Origin of the sequence: Salinibaculum sp. SYNS191, assembly GCF_037338445.1 — an archaeon.
Classification (GTDB): domain Archaea; phylum Halobacteriota; class Halobacteria; order Halobacteriales; family Haloarculaceae; genus Salinibaculum; species Salinibaculum marinum.
Window position 1 is genome coordinate 3,199,792 of record NZ_CP147838.1, and the last position, 15,797, is coordinate 3,215,588.

Annotated in this window: 14 protein-coding genes and 4 pseudogenes; 12 read left to right on the forward strand and 6 right to left on the reverse strand. The window is 55.6% G+C overall.

All coding sequences use genetic code 11. The annotated features are described in order from the left end of the window. Positions 1-5: 5 nt before the first annotated feature. On the forward strand, positions 6-929 hold the full coding sequence (locus WDJ57_RS16615) for an ABC transporter substrate-binding protein (RefSeq protein ID WP_338902022.1): 924 nt from the start codon (positions 6-8) through the stop codon (positions 927-929). Positions 930-1,099: 170 nt separating this feature from the next. On the opposite strand, the gene WDJ57_RS16620 is transcribed toward WDJ57_RS16615, so the two are convergent. Beyond that, complete coding sequence (locus WDJ57_RS16620) at positions 1,100-2,071, reverse strand: PD-(D/E)XK nuclease family protein (RefSeq protein WP_338902024.1); 972 nt, start codon at positions 2,069-2,071, stop codon at positions 1,100-1,102. On the opposite strand from WDJ57_RS16620, the gene WDJ57_RS16625 reads away from it, so the two are divergent. Both WDJ57_RS16625 and WDJ57_RS16630 read left to right on the forward strand, forming a co-directional pair. Continuing rightward, on the forward strand, positions 2,072-3,928 hold the full coding sequence (locus WDJ57_RS16625; protein ID WP_338902026.1) for a transcriptional regulator: 1,857 nt from the start codon (positions 2,072-2,074) through the stop codon (positions 3,926-3,928). It begins immediately after the preceding gene. A gap of 138 nt (positions 3,929-4,066) precedes the next feature. After that, positions 4,067-4,360 (forward strand): annotated as a pseudogene (locus WDJ57_RS16630) (RNA-guided endonuclease TnpB family protein); the annotation flags it as partial. Positions 4,361-4,550: 190 nt separating this feature from the next. Here the strand turns inward: WDJ57_RS16630 and WDJ57_RS16635 are convergent. From WDJ57_RS16635 to WDJ57_RS16645, 3 genes are read right to left on the reverse strand one after another with little or no spacing between them, the layout of a single operon-like run. Beyond that, positions 4,551-5,483 carry a hypothetical protein gene (locus tag WDJ57_RS16635; protein ID WP_380630253.1) on the reverse strand — a complete coding sequence of 311 codons (933 nt, stop codon included), beginning with the start codon at positions 5,481-5,483 and terminating at the stop codon, positions 4,551-4,553. Further along, positions 5,480-6,259 (reverse strand): hypothetical protein, encoded by a 780-nt coding sequence (locus tag WDJ57_RS16640; protein ID WP_338902028.1) that lies wholly within the window; start codon positions 6,257-6,259, stop codon positions 5,480-5,482. The genes WDJ57_RS16635 and WDJ57_RS16640 overlap by 4 nt, the downstream gene beginning before the upstream one ends. After that, positions 6,260-7,123, reverse strand: a complete 864-nt coding sequence (locus WDJ57_RS16645) for a hypothetical protein (RefSeq protein ID WP_338902030.1) — start codon at positions 7,121-7,123, stop codon at positions 6,260-6,262. It lies immediately after the preceding gene. Positions 7,124-7,578: 455 nt separating this feature from the next. Between WDJ57_RS16645 and WDJ57_RS16650 the strand changes: the two genes are divergently transcribed. Continuing rightward, positions 7,579-7,809, forward strand: coding sequence for a winged helix-turn-helix transcriptional regulator (locus tag WDJ57_RS16650; RefSeq protein ID WP_338902031.1), 231 nt, complete (start codon positions 7,579-7,581; stop codon positions 7,807-7,809). Between the two features lie 334 nt (positions 7,810-8,143). On the opposite strand, the gene WDJ57_RS16655 is transcribed toward WDJ57_RS16650, so the two are convergent. Then, on the reverse strand, positions 8,144-8,332 hold the full coding sequence (locus tag WDJ57_RS16655) for a hypothetical protein (RefSeq protein WP_338902032.1): 189 nt from the start codon (positions 8,330-8,332) through the stop codon (positions 8,144-8,146). Between the two features lie 310 nt (positions 8,333-8,642). Between WDJ57_RS16655 and WDJ57_RS16660 the strand changes: the two genes are divergently transcribed. The 4 genes and pseudogenes from WDJ57_RS16660 to WDJ57_RS16675 all read left to right on the forward strand — a co-directional run bounded on the left by WDJ57_RS16660 (position 8,643) and on the right by WDJ57_RS16675 (position 10,924). Next, the gene (locus tag WDJ57_RS16660; RefSeq protein ID WP_338902033.1) at positions 8,643-8,882 is read left to right on the forward strand and encodes a MarR family transcriptional regulator; all 240 of its coding nucleotides are present in this window, start codon (positions 8,643-8,645) and stop codon (positions 8,880-8,882) included. Between the two features lie 102 nt (positions 8,883-8,984). After that, positions 8,985-9,270 (forward strand): annotated as a pseudogene (locus WDJ57_RS16665) (zinc ribbon domain-containing protein); the annotation flags it as partial. Continuing rightward, positions 9,271-9,834: pseudogene (locus WDJ57_RS16670) on the forward strand (IS1595 family transposase); the annotation flags it as partial. A gap of 97 nt (positions 9,835-9,931) precedes the next feature. Continuing rightward, a complete protein-coding gene (locus WDJ57_RS16675; RefSeq protein WP_338902034.1) occupies positions 9,932-10,924 on the forward strand; it encodes a transposase in 993 nt (330 codons plus the stop codon). Positions 10,925-11,148: 224 nt separating this feature from the next. On the opposite strand, the gene WDJ57_RS16680 is transcribed toward WDJ57_RS16675, so the two are convergent. Then, entirely contained in the window at positions 11,149-12,171 is a 1,023-nt protein-coding gene (locus tag WDJ57_RS16680) for an IS110 family transposase (protein ID WP_338902035.1), read from the reverse strand. Between the two features lie 426 nt (positions 12,172-12,597). Between WDJ57_RS16680 and WDJ57_RS16685 the strand changes: the two genes are divergently transcribed. The 4 genes and pseudogenes from WDJ57_RS16685 to WDJ57_RS16700 form a co-directional block, all read left to right on the forward strand. After that, positions 12,598-14,166 carry a flippase gene (locus WDJ57_RS16685; protein ID WP_338902037.1) on the forward strand — a complete coding sequence of 523 codons (1,569 nt, stop codon included), beginning with the start codon at positions 12,598-12,600 and terminating at the stop codon, positions 14,164-14,166. Between the two features lie 365 nt (positions 14,167-14,531). Continuing rightward, a complete protein-coding gene (locus tag WDJ57_RS16690; RefSeq protein WP_338902038.1) occupies positions 14,532-15,089 on the forward strand; it encodes a helix-turn-helix domain-containing protein in 558 nt (185 codons plus the stop codon). Further along, a complete protein-coding gene (locus WDJ57_RS16695; protein ID WP_338902039.1) occupies positions 15,052-15,588 on the forward strand; it encodes an IS630 family transposase in 537 nt (178 codons plus the stop codon). Before WDJ57_RS16690 ends, WDJ57_RS16695 begins: the two co-directional genes overlap by 38 nt. A 7-nt stretch (positions 15,589-15,595) precedes the next feature. Further along, positions 15,596-15,759 (forward strand): annotated as a pseudogene (locus WDJ57_RS16700) (IS4 family transposase); the annotation flags it as partial. Positions 15,760-15,797 lie beyond the last annotated feature (38 nt).

Consider the following 15,797-nt stretch of genomic DNA (forward strand, 5'->3'; position numbering starts at 1 on the left):
CAGGTATGCCGCTCGACCTCTCGATTGCAGTTGGGAATCGGGACGTGAACCGGGCGTTGCTGTCGGGCGAGGTCGAGCCAGATGGGATCGACGCGACTGTCGTCTCAGAGTACCCGCCCCGGCGCAATCGGTGGTTCTTCGAATACGGAGACTACGATGTTGCCGAGGTCTCGCTGGCGTCGTATCTCGCGGCCAGGGCCAGCGACGAGGAGTATTCGTGCACTGCACTCTCGGTGTTCCCGGCACGACGCTTCAGGCATTCGTTTTTGTGGAAGCACACGGACGCCCCCGTCGACGACCCTGCGGATCTTGCAGGCAAACGGGTCGGCATTCAGACCTGGCACTCGACGCCAGGCGTCTGGATCCGCGGCATCGCCAAGGAACACTACGGACTCGACCTCGAAGCCGTCACCTGGTATCAACGCGAGACGAGCGTGCCCACGGCCATTCCCCCTCGGTTCGATGTCCAGCCGCTCCCGCGGGACCAGAGCGACGATACCGTCGCTGATCCGTCGGCGTACCGCGAGATGTTTCGCGCTGGCGACCTTGACGCGGCGATGGATCCCGTCTCGTCGATGTTCAACGCCGTCGTCGAATCCGAGGACCTCGACTTCGTGTTCGACGACCCGGTCGCCGAGGAGCGACAGTACTACCGGGAGACAGCCATCTTTCCGATCATGCACGTCGTGGTCGTGCGTGACGAGGTCCTCGCGGACCACTCGTGGGTGGCCACCAATCTCGTCGAGGCGTTCACGGCGGCGCTTGACCGCCGTCGCGAACTGAATCGGCATGTGAAAACGAACACGTCCATCGTATGGGCACACCACCAGCTGGCGGAGCAGCGTGCGCTTCTCGATCCCGACGTGTGGAACTACGGTCTGACGGACAGCAACGTGCGGACCTGGAAACGTTCATGCAGCGTGTCATAGAATCTTTCACAGCCGAACAGTGCATCCCCATGTCAACCCCCGATCTATCTATCAGTCTCAAATTGTACTCAATCTGTTATGCAGCAACTCAACAGTATTATGCTGGTGTCACTTGTAACGGAATAGTCGTCGAGTTATGTGATTTTCAGACGATTAGTAGAAGGCCACCGTCAGCTACGCTCTTCAGCAAATATTGGATGAAACGTATTCGTGAGGGTGAGTAACTCATCGACGATCGCGTCAGCATAAGTCTCGTATGAGTCGTCTTGGATTACAGTATCGTGCCCTACCTGTTTGAAAACAATATTTTTCTTTCGCTGTAAACGCCAATTGTAATCTGGAATGGCCTCAGTATGCTCTGACGCTGTTGATTTTAGTGATTCCCGTCCTCCCTCGGTGAGACCATCTGTGCTTTGTATCTGTAACCTAATATTTGTGTGACCTGCGTCACCTACTTCCCCGACATATACATCGTACCGAATAGCCTCGTGATGGTCCGGGTGCGTTGATTTGAACGAAGTGCGTTTGTTGTACCCCGAATACTCCGGATCTGATTCAAGATGTTGTATTTCCGTTTCATTCAAGAATTGATCTCGGACTGCATGTAGGGTGTCAGAAGCATTGGGTGTCGTTGATGTGCGAGATTTCGTTAGAGCCGCCTCAAACACATCTTGTAGGAACTCCGCCCCATCGTGTGAAAGGTTCTCGATCTGTTCAAGAACGTCCTCATAGTAGATGATCGAACTAAATCCCGTTTCATCTTCTTTGGACACGTACCTCTCTGGAGCTAACAAACAGACTGTGTACGAATCCCAGTCATCACGGTCGACACGGAACTTTCCCCGGTTGTAGTATCGTTCAATCTGGTCCGGTTGCTTGGCGGCATCTATCTTATTTTCCACCAATACGATATGCCGATCCCCCGTTTCCGTGAGGAATCCGAACTCAATATCGGATTCACCTTCTCCGGCGTAACTCGCGTGTATAGCCCCTCCGAGATACTCATCACATTCAATAGCAGGAACGGCCTGGAAGACAAACCAACATCTGAATGAATCGGAGGTCTCTACCAACTGAGCTACGGAAAAATCAATCTCGTGCTCTCCGATAGTCTCGAAGGATGTTCCTTGTTCAATTTCCATATGCAGCAGTCACAGCGAAAATTGATTAAGTTATTCCTGGATATTGTGTTAAGTAACGGCGCTGTGCTGTCGGCGTCGGCGTCGCTGGCCGCGTTGGCGCCTGTGGCCGTGGCGTCGGTACCTGCACCGTGCCATCCTTTAGCGGTGAAGGATCTGAATTCCATATTCACCGATATAATTATAAATATATCGGTAAAATTGGAATCTATGAGGGAAGCAGCGCTACGGGCTATCGACTGTTTGCGGGATCGGTCCTACTCGATCGGCGAGTTAGCCGATGCGATCGACAAAAGTCAGAGCTGGACCTCGGAGATCGTTGGCGATCTCGAAGATGCCCATCTTGTGGACCGAACCGACGGCGTGCAATTGGCCCACACGTACGAAGCGTCACTGCTTGCCGAGCTCCTCGACCGCTACGCACTCGAAAAAGTCCTGACAGGGACGAAAGAGGACATCCTGGTTGCGCTACTTCCGGGCCCTATATCAATCGCTGAGTTACAAAAGCAAGGTTTCGCGAAATCGACACTCTATCAGCACCTGAACGAAATCCAGGAGACTGGTGCGATCGCACATACTGACGACGGCTATGCCATCAGTGACGACACGCTTCGGTCGTTTCTCGACGCCAGAACCCGAACGACACCGTTCGAAACCGAATACCGCGCGAACGGCGACCGACTCGTGGCGACGAGCAAAGGTGACGTCGACGGCACGCCGACTGCGTTCTCGGCGTTCACACGCTACGGTGTCGACTATTACCCAGCGAAGACCTACGTCTATCAAGGCGATCGCTCGCTGGATCTCGAAGATATTCTGATCCATGCGGTGACCGTCGCGGAGAACAAGAAACAGATGGCGATGGCGGCCGTGTTCTATCTCACGCACCGCGCTACCCTCGATTCCAGCGATCTCTGGCGGCTCGCAAACAGGTGGGACTGCGTCGAGAGGTGGGCTGACCTCTTCGCATACATCGACCAGCGAGAGGTCCACCACGAAGAGCTCTTTCTCCCGTGGGAGGAATTTATCGACCTCGCAAATGACTATGGGGTCTACCCGCGTGGCCACCACCCTGAGGCTAGCCTCCAGCGAGGACTCGAAGAACTTGGAGATTATCTGGAGGCACCTGTCGACACCTATCTTCTCGGAGGCGGTAACCTCATTCTGCGTGGTCTGAAGGACTCGACCAAGGACGTCGATCTCGTCGTTGCGGACGGACAGACGTTCTTCACACTCGCTGAATCGCTCCAGGACTTGGGATACGAGGAGCGTGGCGACCTGGAAGCGGCATACAACCAACTCGACCCCAGTCTTGTGCTCGAGAAGGAGGGATTTCCGCGCTGGGGCATCTTCGTCGAGACCGTCGCAGGCCAACTCCAGCTGAACGAGGCGATGATCGAGCGGTGCGACCAGTCATTCGAGTACGGCAATCTCCACGTGCATCTGCTCTCGCTGAGCGACATCTTCGTGTTCAAATCGATCATGGAACGGGAGGGCGACCTCGAAGATGTCGCGTTGATCGCCCAGCAAGCCGATCTCGACTGGGAGGGCATCTTCGAGGAGATCAAGACCCAGGACGACCGCACTGGCCGATTCTTCTCGTTTGCCGTGCTCGATACCCTCGATGTTCTCGAAGAGCGCTACGACATTGTTGCACCCATCACGGACCGGCTCGTCTCGTACTGTCTCGAGAACGCGCTGCTCGTCTCGCTGGAGGACCCGAACACGATCGAAGACCTCCGCACAGAGCTGGACTTTCCCGACCACCGGATCTACAACAAACTCCGCCAGCTCGAGGAGGATGGCCAGATTACCGTCGACCGGAGTGGTCGGCTTAACACGTATCAGCGGATCGAATAATTCACAGGCGGTACAAGGCGGATACCACGACCCTTGCGGTCGGGGAGTGAAACCGACCATTGATGCCACGAACCACGTCACGACGGCAGACAGACTCCCAACTCTATAAGTGACACAAGACCTATATGAGAAAACACAGTGGCATACCGTCGTACCGCCGTCATCAAACTCGACACTCCCGAAGGAGTCGACGACTCCCTTCGAGAGACTGTCGAGCAGTTCAGACACTGTGCCAACACCGCGAGCGAGTGGTGCTGGCACGGCGGCGACGGCTACCACGTCACTTCCAAAGCGAAAGCCGAACGCGCTCTCTATGACCAACTCCGCGACGAAACCGACCTCACCGCGAATCTCGTCCAGAAAGGGATTCGCCGTGCGGTCGAAGCCGTCAAAAGCGGAGTCGAACGCCTCAACGAGAACGCTGAAACATCTCACATGGCGAGGATTTCATACGGCCGAAAAACACCTCTCGTCGGTTCCTCTCGGTCCCGCTAGGAGCGACTCTCGGTGTATATAAATGGGAGAGTACATTTCGTCTGTTTGTTCTTGTTGTGGATACGATATCTTTATTCAGGTGTCGTCGATAGTTTCAGGTCGATTCCACAGGTCTCGTTTTGGTCTCTCAACCGGTGGCCTTCCTCTTCCTTTCCGAGTCCTGATGCTGGTTTGGTTGCGCTTCGACTGGCTTTACGCGCAGCTCGCCAAAGCCGTACTTTGAGTGAGTGCCAACCCGTCTGATGCCTCGCTTTGCAGTCTCCACTGGGCGATCGCCGTCGTATGCGACCACCTGTCCGTGGTCTACGGTCTGGAGATTGTACACCTCGCGTTGCTCGAGGATTTTCTCCGCTCGCTCGCGAAGGTTGTGGCGCTCTTCGTTCCACCACCACGGGATGTCTTGATCGTGGGCGTCTGGGTACTCGGACTCCAGTACGAATGGCGTGATGAGTTCGAGGATGAATGCCTCACCATTTTCGAGCCGGGAGTACTCCAACGCCTCTACGTCGATGACCTGTGTGTCTTTCAGGCGCGTACTACCGTAGCCATAGTTTCGCTTCCCGCCGAAGCGAAGTCCCTCCAGTGTGCTCTCCTCGATCGGGAGGACACCCTCGTGATCAGCGTGGAGGTAGGCGTTGAGGTACCACTTCGTGGTCTGTAGTTGCCGCCGTGCGTCCTCCGGCTTTCCCATGATTGTCTCGTGAGAAAGTGCCGGGTGACCGCTCTGGACGCGGATATCGTGCGTGTTCAGGGCATCTCGGGGCCGGGATTCCAGCAGCCAGGAGTGTGACGCCTGGCGCAGCAGGAACAGGTCGTCGTATGCTTCGACTTCTGGGAGCCCACTGCCGAGGTACGGCCTGAATCCGCTTTGTGAGTGTTCATCGGGGAACGTCCCGAACTGGCCGGGGACGAAGATTCCGTGACTCGCATGCAGGTGACGATGGCGATCGTACGAGAGGTGCTGGCCAAGGGCGTGCATGATGGCGTTTCCGCTCACGTAGTACGGGTGTCCAATGTAGTCCATCGTCAACTCCCAGTGGACTTGCTGAATGTGCGTCATCGCTCGAAGGCCTCCTGAAAGTCCTCGATATACTGGAGGGCAGTAGACCACGCGCCGATTCGACGAAGGTTCGCATCGAGTACCATGTCGTATTTCTCGTGAGCAACGTCGAGTGGGTGTGCGCTCAGTCTGTTCCAGGTTGAGGCCCACGACCGCCACGGTCGCTTCCCAAGACGAGCGGATGGCCGTCCCTCGGAATTTTCGTCGATTCGGAGCGCGAAGTCTGCACTGGCATAGATTGTCCGATGGGGCACTACCTTCCCAGCAGAATCCACTACCAGACGCAGGTCGGCGAATGCGTGGCCGTCGCGGTAGTTGTCGAGCAGGGCCGCGACGAGTAGTGTGTGGTACTTCAGCGAGGTGTAGGGGTAGTAGACACTCTCGTTGAACGCCGAGACAACGTCGCTCTCAAGCCACGACTGATGCATGGTCTCTGGGTCGTTCTCGGTCAGGAGGGCGCGCACACTCCTCTCCACGCTGTTTCGCGTGAACCGCTCGGGCTCGTATCGACTCTTGCCCTCGATGAGCGACAGCCGGTAGAGTGTCTCGTGGTTTTTCACCGTTTGCTTTGGCTTCGCGCTGGGGCGGCTCAGTGCCGATGCATCGCCGTCCGCGCCGTGTGGGACTGGTTGGTTTACCGGCACGCCAGCGAACGTTTCTGGGGCGTTGTCGTGGGGATGGCCATTGAGCTTATGTGCGTCGTGGCGGTAGGCGAGGACCATCTCGCCGTGATCGCTGTTGCCCTGGGCGTCGTTTGGGGTCGCCTTTTCGACCATCTATAGCCCCGCGGCGATGCGCGTCTCCAGTTCGTCGACGAGGGCTGGGCGATACTCCGTAGCCCACTGGTCGTCTTTGTCTTTCATCGTCTTGGTGGTGCGTTTCCCGCGGTCGAAGACACGCTTCAACTCCTGCTCGGTATAGAGTGGGTTGATGAGGTGACAGTCGACGATGCCAGCGCCGAAGTTTCGCGCCCCACCGAGTTGATGCATGAAGTCGGTCCTGTGGTCATTGAGGAACTCGATGGCAACGGCCAGGAGGCCGATGAACTCGGGTTTCATCTCGCGAAAGGAGAGATGCCAGCTGCCGTCGAGATTGGCAACGGCATCCAGCTCAGTATTGCGCAGTGGCTCCCGGCCGTCATCGGGGTTCCGAGAGACGACATTCCGATTCAGCCGACGGTAGTGTCCCTCGGCCTGTCCGCGCGTGTAGTCTACGCTCGAACGGATGGGATTGAACTTGACCGGGCGACGCATGACCTTTCCAGGAATCCCGGCGAACCCGCCGAAGAGATCGAAGATGACACAGCCATTGTCTTTCTTTGGATCCTCAGTGCATGTGCCCTTCTCGTGATAGCCGTCCTCGAGGTCGCGGTCGTAGACACTGGCCTTCATGAAGTTCGCGTTGGCTTCGCCGGGATGGCAGGCAGTGCCGTCTTTCCTCTGGACAACGTGTTCCATCCCGTGGCGAAGCCACCCTGAAAGTGCAAAGGCGGGGATGATGCCGCCGATCTGGTTCTGCGGGTCGTCGTCTTGGTAGTTGCCGTTCGAGGCATGATGTCGGTCGGTGATGATGCTATCCCCGACCACGAGGAGGTCGGTCTGAATCCGCACGAAGACGTCCGTATCGAGATCGTTGATCATCTTGGTGGCGAGCAGGGGTTCAGTGGCGATTCCAGTGCCGCCAGAGGGGTCTTGGTGAGACGTCCGACTCCAGGTCTCTGACTAGTCTTACTGTCTCCTGTGTCCGTGAAGCCGCTCTTTACGCGGGCGTCACTGGCTTCCTCCCAACACGCGGCGTTGGACGCAGCGTCGTGCAGATGGCCATTACGTGTCCCGCGTGACCTGCAGGTGTTTTCATCGCTCTGTACAACCGACGTGGCGAAGGGTTCAATTCTGACGAGGGGTAAGGTGCTCATGGGTTTCTTGCGACAGAATCCCGGCCTGGGTGGCTCCAACACCCGGGCGCTTCCCACGATGGTCACGACCCGACGGGCCGGGTATTCGTCACCTTCTGCTACAGAGCATACCGTATTAACTGTTGTGCCTTCTGTCACAGAGCAGTACGTTGAAGAGGGATACCGACGACGTAGAGAGTAATGGACGACAAACGAGAACGGAACGAAGGCGGCCGGTTTGAGCCGACTCACAGCGACAAGGAGGTGATTGACGCTGTTCGAAAACATACGCCAGCCGGGACGCAAGAAGTGGCTGAGGAACTCGGGATTGCACGCCAAAGTGCAGACTATCGGCTTCGGAAGCTTCTAGATGAAGGGAGAGTTTCGAAGAAGAAAGTCGGGAATTCGTTGGTCTGGTCTGTCGAACAGTAACAACAGATGGGAAGTGAACAACTATATCTCTAATTTACGAGCAGAAATAGCCAAGTAAAGCCATCTTACGGTGATAAACCACTCTATAGTCTCTTGGCAACACCACATCTTCGTATTAGAGGGTATTATTGGTGATATTTGGCTACAGAGTAAAAAATGTATTCGGGGATGGGCAAAGAGGGCTTGGACGTGTAATCAGTTATCTCGAAAGGTCAGCATTGATACAATCGTTTACACACTTCTGCATGACTGTGATAGACAGCTGCGTTACACACGTAACTTTGTATCAACGACACTCTCAGAAAGAATTCCCGCGTCTGAGATCGACTGCGCTCTAGCAGTCGTGGATCCGGATACGCTCGGGGAGGCCGACGCGTCCACAGACTGGACACTCTGCGAGTGGGGTTGGATAGTCCACCCCGAGAATCTCGAGGATTGCCTGGAAGTGCCTGTATGCATCCGGGTCGAGTGCGCGCGTCAACCCGGCGGCTGCATGCTGGGCGATGCGCTCGTCGGTGTTCATTCCCCGTCTCCTGGGAAATCTTTCTTCCCCGTGATGTAACACGGGGCACAGGGGAACGCCCCCGGGAGTGCGGCACACTCTTCACAGGGTGGTTCATCAACGATGCGTTTTTGACTGGTGGGTTGCGTAGTTACCATTGGTCTTCCCTGGATCAGAAGACCAGCCTGCGTGTCTCTAGCACGCGGGCATTTCTCGACGAAAATACCCCGAAGAGACTGTTCTTCTGTATATTAACCCACGAGGAATACTAGCATAAGCCTTGTGCTTCGTGGCATAAGGATTATATGTTCTGCAACGCGTATGTGTGGGTATGAGCCGCGAGCGAGACGATGAAGGGAAGTACACCGAGATGGCGACGATCGACGCCGTGTTGGATGTGCTGGCGAGCACTGATGACCCAGTGCTGACGTCGAGTGAGGTTGCCGAGGCAATCGGCGTCTCCAGTGAGACTGCACGGCGGAAGCTGACCGAGTTACACGATCAGGGGCTCGTTAAGCGTAAGGAAGTCGGGGCCCGAGCAGTTGTATGGTGGACTGTTGAGGAGGCGTGAAGCGACGCTGTCCGTTGGTCTGCTGTACGCCAGTGAACATCTCCTCTTGCTGGCATTCTGGGTGTTTTGATCTTTATTCCAGATTCTGCAGTCGGCTATTCCGAAGGAACGTACTTCGTCGCCGTGAATCCGCGCGGAACGACCAAAGAGTGTGCCTCCTTCGGTGTCCGTCCCGACAGACAAACCGTTGTGGGTTCGCGATCACTCGTGTCCCTCGTGCGGGTCCGAGGCTGACAGGGACGCAAACGTGGCGTGGCATATCCTTTCTTGCTGTCTCGAAAACGTAGGAGTGGTTCATTTCGAATCAACGCCTTTGGAGACTGCACTCACTGTGGATACGTCTGTATCTGCAAAGCGCGTCGTAGAAACAGGAAATCCCACTCTCAAGCGCTATGCCCGAGCGCTCGACGCGCCCTGTCTGGAGTTGACTGGGCCCGTGGAAACCGACAAAGTGTGCGTCTCAGTCGGACTGAAGAGTCGCGAGCGTGACGGTCGGTCGCGCTCGCGTGGCCTGTCTACGCGTGGTCGTGGCAATCATGTACAGGACAAGCCGCCGGTGTTCACGCTAGTCGACCGAAGTAGTGACCGGTGCTACGTTGTGCCAGCGAAATCCGGCGACGAATCGACTGTGCGACTCCTCCTTGCTGACCACGAGGAGGAGTCGCTAATCGTCTATACCAATGGATTTCGGGTCTACGACCCGCTCAATGTGGACGACATATTCGACCGCCAGTACGTCATCCACAGCGAGGGTGAACACGCTGACGACGACGTACATGTCAACACATGCGAAATCCGCGCGTCGTCGGTGCGGCGCTGGCTCTCGCCTCTTCCCCGAGGAATCTCCAAAAACAAGCTGACACCGTATCTCAGTGCCTTGCAGCTCCGCCTTGAACTCTACAGAAAGCCTGGTGAAGAAACGCTCAAACATGTTCTCGACGCTGCACTCTGAAAATCAACAACCTGCTTCACAAGAGCGATTTTGTATACTTTAGAGGGTGTCATAGAACAGTTACCACACCAAGAAGCAGGGTGAACGCTGAGGTGGAATGAGTCCAGCGACCCTGCAAGATGATCCTTCGGTAGACTCGTTTTTCAATGTCGTGGAAACTGAGACGCTGGCGCTGTTTGAGCACCTTTCCTTCGGATTTCTCGAAAAGTTCGACGTGTTCGCCCCAGCGAAGACGGGGCGAACACGAGAGCACGAGCCACCAGAACTGATGCGTGCCTTCCTCCATTGCTACTACCACGACATCTACGGCATTCGTCCCGTTGAGCGAGAGCTTCGGAACACGGTCGTTTGGCTGAGCTGTGGGTTCGATCGACCGCCGTCGAGAGACGCGGTCGATCGTTTTCTCACCGACCTCGAACACGTCGTCAACGAGGTCTTTGACCGACTCGTCGAGCAGGCCGCCCGACGCGGCCTGCTCGACTTGACCTACTGTATCGATTCAACCGACGTGAGGGCGATGCCCGCCGATCAAGACGCGTCCAAGTGCTACGATCCAACCAACGACGAGTACTACTACGGCTACGGTTGCACGATCGTCTCGACCGGGCAAAAGATCCCGATTGCAGCCGAGTTTACCGAGAGTAAGCAAGCGCCAGAGGAGACGGCGATGCGCGTCACGCGTGACGCGCTCGCCGTCGCCAAGCCGATCTGGATGGTCGGTGACAGCGCCTACGACACGCTCGACTGGCACGACCACCTGCTGGCCGCAGGGGTCGTGCCAGTCGCTCCGTACAACGCACGAAACACTGACGACCCGAAAGACATCGAGTACAGGGTCGAAGACCGCATCGAACAACACAGCGAGGACGTTCAGCTGAAGCAGTCCACGCTGGATGAGACGTACAACCGCCGTACTGGAGTCGAACGAACCAACGAATCAGTGAAGGACTGCGGCCTCGGGCGAACGCACGCCCGAGGCCGCGTCCACGCACGAGCGCAGGTGTTTCTTGCCCTGTGCCTTCGCCTCGTCGTCGCTATCACCAACTACGAACGTGGAGACAATCCGGGAAGTACGATCATCACGGTGTGACAAGAGTTCTATGACATCGCTGAGAATCCCGCTAACTGAACAAACCACGTCTATCGGCTTAGATTTTCTGGTGACCCTATTGCTCGCCTCCCTTTGAGACTGAAAACCCACGGCAAGCAGTCGACTCAGCCACTTCCACATTCGCCGTGCGGGGGCATCTTCATTCGACACACCTGTCGCTCATCGTGCGCTGGCCCGGCCGATGAGAGACGCCCCGGCGTCTCTCAGGCACTCACCTCCGGTGGGTCGTACGGTTCGTTCTTCCTGAGCATGTTGAACAACGCCACTAACAGCTTGCGCGCTGTTGCCACGATCGCTACCTTGTGCGGTTTGTTTCGTTTGTTCCGTAACCGCCAGTAGAACTGGCTCAAGTACGGATCCTTCGCGTTGTGTACGGCGGTATTCGCGCACTGAACCAAGATCCACCGCAAGTAACCGTTTCCTTCCTTGCTGATTTGGCCCTCTCTCCGCGAGTCGCCAGACTCGCGGATCACCGGGTCCAATCCAGCGTAACTCACTACTTCAGCTGCGCGGTCAAACCGCTCTACTTCACCAATCTCGCCGTAGATCATCAAGCCAGAAAACGCCGCTATACCTGGCGCAGACATCAACGTATCCAGCTCATCTACGTCAGCTGCTACCTCTTCAATCCGCCGCTGCATCCGCTTGATCTTCACCGTGAATTCGTCGATTGCTTCCAACCACTGCTCCAGCAACAACTCCGACGCGTCGTCGAGCGTGAGTTCACGCAGGAACTCACGCCCTTCCTCACTCCACAACGATCCATCGTAGGTGACGCCGTTTTGATCAAGGAGCGAGTTGACCTCGTTTTTGAAGTCTGAGCGCTTGTCTACCAACTTCTTGCGACCGCGCGCAAGCGCGCGGTAGCGCCGGAATTCTTTTCGCGGGACGTAGCTTTCTGGCACTTCGTCCAACCGGAGGAACCGTGCAAGGTTCTTGGCGTCCTTGCGGTCGTTTTTCTGTTTCTGATCTTCGAGCCAATCCGCCTTGGCCGGATTGGCGAGAGTCACGTCTAACTCTTCGTCAAGTCTGTCGTAAATGGTGAAGTAGTTGCTTCCCGCTTCGAGCGCAGCGTTACTACCGGCGTACTTCTGTGCAATCTCGTCGAGGTCCGCGTTGGCGACGCGGACCTCTTCAACGACTTGGCCTTCATCGTCGAGAACAGCAACTTGTGCTTGCCGTTTGTGGAGGTCAATGCCCAAGTAGTGATCAGTGGTTGCGGTCATGGTCTCCTCTGGAGTCCTGAATGCGTGAAGCGGAACGACATCGCTGCGGGCTTGCAGCCACGGCCGACCTCGGTCGGCCGGGCTGCGCTCCCAATTCTCCTGTTCCTTCGCATCCGAGGTCCGTCACCCTCCCGTACTCGGAGGTGCATGTCATAGATCGACCTTCGGGACTCCATGACGTACTTCACGCTCCAGGGATTTCAGCGGGATTCTCATGGAGTCACCCTCTACTTTATATTATGTCCCGGGCATATCTACAGAACACTAAACGAATACTCTTTATCCGATTGGTCGGATTGCCCTCAGTATTGAAGCTGAACAGGTTTCTCTCAAATCACATGCTGCTAATCGGACCGCCTCCTTTCCGATACCGAATTTTCAAATAACTGCGTTAAGAACAGACATGCAGAGCCTATCTATTACATTATGAGTTCTGACGAAGATGCTGATTATTCTGAAATCCGGGCCGCATTGGGTTCTATCGGTCTGAGTGCAGTGCTCATATTCGGTGCCACACTGCTGAGTCAGGGACTCGGGTTCCTAACGCGGGTCACAATGGCCCGCTATCTCCCAGTAGATGGATATGGAATTGTAGTTATCGGGCTCTCTGTATTGAATCTATTCGGCCTTGTTGCACTTGCTGGAATGCCTGCTGCGTTATCTCGTTACCTTCCTCGGCGGGAAACCGCGGACGAGCGTCGACGTATTCTCTCTTCAGCCTTTCAAATCGTCGGGGTCCTATCAGTGATAACCGGTGCTGGAATCTTTCTCACAGCGAAGTTACTGGCAACGGCGGTCTTCGGGAACCCTGACCTCGTCTGGATTATCCGTATCTTCGCCGCGATTCTCCCGTTCTACGCGATATTCAAAATGGGACTCGGTGGATTTCGTGGCTACGAGACGACCTATCCGCGTATTCTGACACAGAACGTGTTACGTCCAGGGCTGCAGCTTGCTGGAATTTTGCTATTCGTTTCCCTCGGGTACGGGACTACAGGCATCGCATTTGCGTACGCCTCGGCATTCGTGGTTGCTGCTGCTGTGGGAATGGGATTACTCTACAGGGTCAGTGAATTCTCCGCCTGGGAGGTACTAAGACGTGGATCAATCTCCCGGCACAAGGAGCTTTTACTGTTTTCTGTCCCTCTCGCTGCTTCGGGAGCAATCAACGTAGTGGCGAAGCACAGCGATCTCATTCTGCTGGGTATGTTCAAATCCGGGACAGAAGTAGGTCTATACGAAGTGGCATTTCGAATGGGGGTATTTGTTACTTTGCTATTTACACCCGCGATAGGGTATCTGTTCCAACCAATCATCTCTCGATTCGATGCCAATGCGGATCGGGGAAAGATGGACAAACTCTACACCGTCACCACCCGGTGGATTGTTGTCGCCTCCTTTCCAGTCTTTGCGCTCTTCTTCCTGTTTCCAGAGCAGTCACTAGCGTTTTTCTTCAGTGAAAAGTACGTGGCAAGCCGTTGGGCGCTCAGAATACTGCTCGTCGGATTCGTAATCTCCCTGCTTCCCGGACTTACTGGGATGTTCCTAACGGCAGTCGGTGAAACGAAGATCCTCATGTACATTTCTGCCGGGACGATGTTCTTGAATGTCGCAATCAACGTCATCCTCATTCCCTCCTATGGAATTATCGGTGCAGCGATAGCGACTGCGACAGCACGAATATTCAACAATGTGGTCCAGTCGTATTTCATCTACCGGAAGTATACTGTTCACCCATTCAACCGAGGATACGTGATTCCAACAGCCCTAATGGGAATAGTGTTCGTTTTACTATTCGCTGCTCCAATACCGTTCAGTAACTTGTCTTTTGGTTTCGGCGTCTTTGTCGCAGTGGGTATCGGAGTGATCCATCTCACTCTAGTACTTGTGACGCGGTCCATCTACAGCGTTGAACTCGCTCTGATCGACGGTCTTCTAAATCGACTTGGAATTGCCGCATCCATATCAAAATCCTTACAACGTTTCGTTAGGTAAGGTGGTGGCACTCACTGGAGATAGCCGAGATCCCTAAGGCGCTGTTTTTGAGGTTCCGTCCGATGATGACACACTTTTCGGGGAGATCGGGTTCAGATCATCTATGTGGTCCTCAGCCTTCCACGTTGAAGAACGTGTGATAGAAACTGTCACGTACGAAGCAGCAGGGTGAGTGAAGTTTGTCCAGCACAAGCGCAACCCTGCAAGACGTAGCTTCGGTAAACGACTTCTGGAAGGGCGCGACTACCTAGACGGTCCCGTTGTTCGAGCACCTGGAGTTCGATTTTTGCTTGAGTACGACGTGTTCACCCCCCGCCGGAGTGGTCTGCGAAAGAATTGATCCCTCTGGAAGCGTCTAGGACTCGATGAACACGAATCAGCGCGAGCGGTTAGTGCGCCATTTGTCAGAAGCAGAGCTTGACCAAGCCATAGAAGATGCACAGTCGACGGACGAGGCCCGTCTCGTCCGGCGGCTGTGTTTCATCAAGGATCTCTATCTGGGCGATACGCGCAAACAGGCGGGTCGACGCGTCGGGAGCTCTCGATCCACGACGCGTCGGTGGGCGCAGGCGTGGAATGAAGGCGGTGTTGAGAGGCTTCGCCCGAGCTTCGGCGGCCGGCCGCCGCCGAAGCTCTCACCTAAACAGTTCGAGGACCTCTGTGAGTATCTCGGAGACGGCCAACCATGGATGCCACAGGCGATTCGCGCACTCATCAGAGACCACTACGGCGTCACGTATCATCCGGCACACCTCAGCCGAAAGCTGCGTGAAGCCGGCATGAACTACGCCAAACCACGTCCGATGGATCCACGTCGTCCAGATGACGCTGAGGAGATTCTCGCCGAGCGCCTCGGCCAGGCGCTCGGCGAGGACGACAATCAAGATGAGGCCGAGCCGGCCGTGTTGGGGTTCTTTCGATGAGGCGTGGCCACAGCCGTTCAAGAACTCGCAGCGGCTGTGGTCGTTTGACCGGACGGTCACTATCGAGAAGCCGTTAGTAACGTTTCCGTGGCGGTCGATCGGTTTCTACGCATTGACTGGGACGAGCGTGATTTCGTACAAAGAGCGGTTAGTCAAAGAGACGATTGTTGAAGCACTCGAAGAGATCCGCGAGCAGAATCCGCGGGGCCGGATTTTGCTCGTGGCCGACAATTACGGCTCCCATCACGCGAAGGTCACCCAACAACGGGCCGACGAACTCGGCATCGAGTTCGTTTTCCTCCCGCCATACTCGCCGACACTGAATGCCATCGAACCGCTATGGAAAGATCGCAAACGCGATATCTCACCGGAGATTTTTGAGGATAAAGACCACTTCCGTGAGTTCCTCACCGAGACATTTCTCCGACTTAGGCAGCGACTCAGTTTTGCGGGCGACTGGATCGAGACCTTTCTTCCCGATGTTCAAAAGTTACGCTGACCACTCAAGGTCGCACGCCCAGCTCATCCTCCACGAACTCGGTGAGTGCCTCGGTTACTCGCCACCGCCACTGTTAGAGCGGTTGATTGAGGATGCACAGAAAATCCATAAGCAACGACCGATACTGCAAGAGAGTTCGTTACCGCTACGCAACCGAGGTGTGAGTCTTAACTAAAGACGAATGGGATTGTTATAAATAGAAGTGGGGT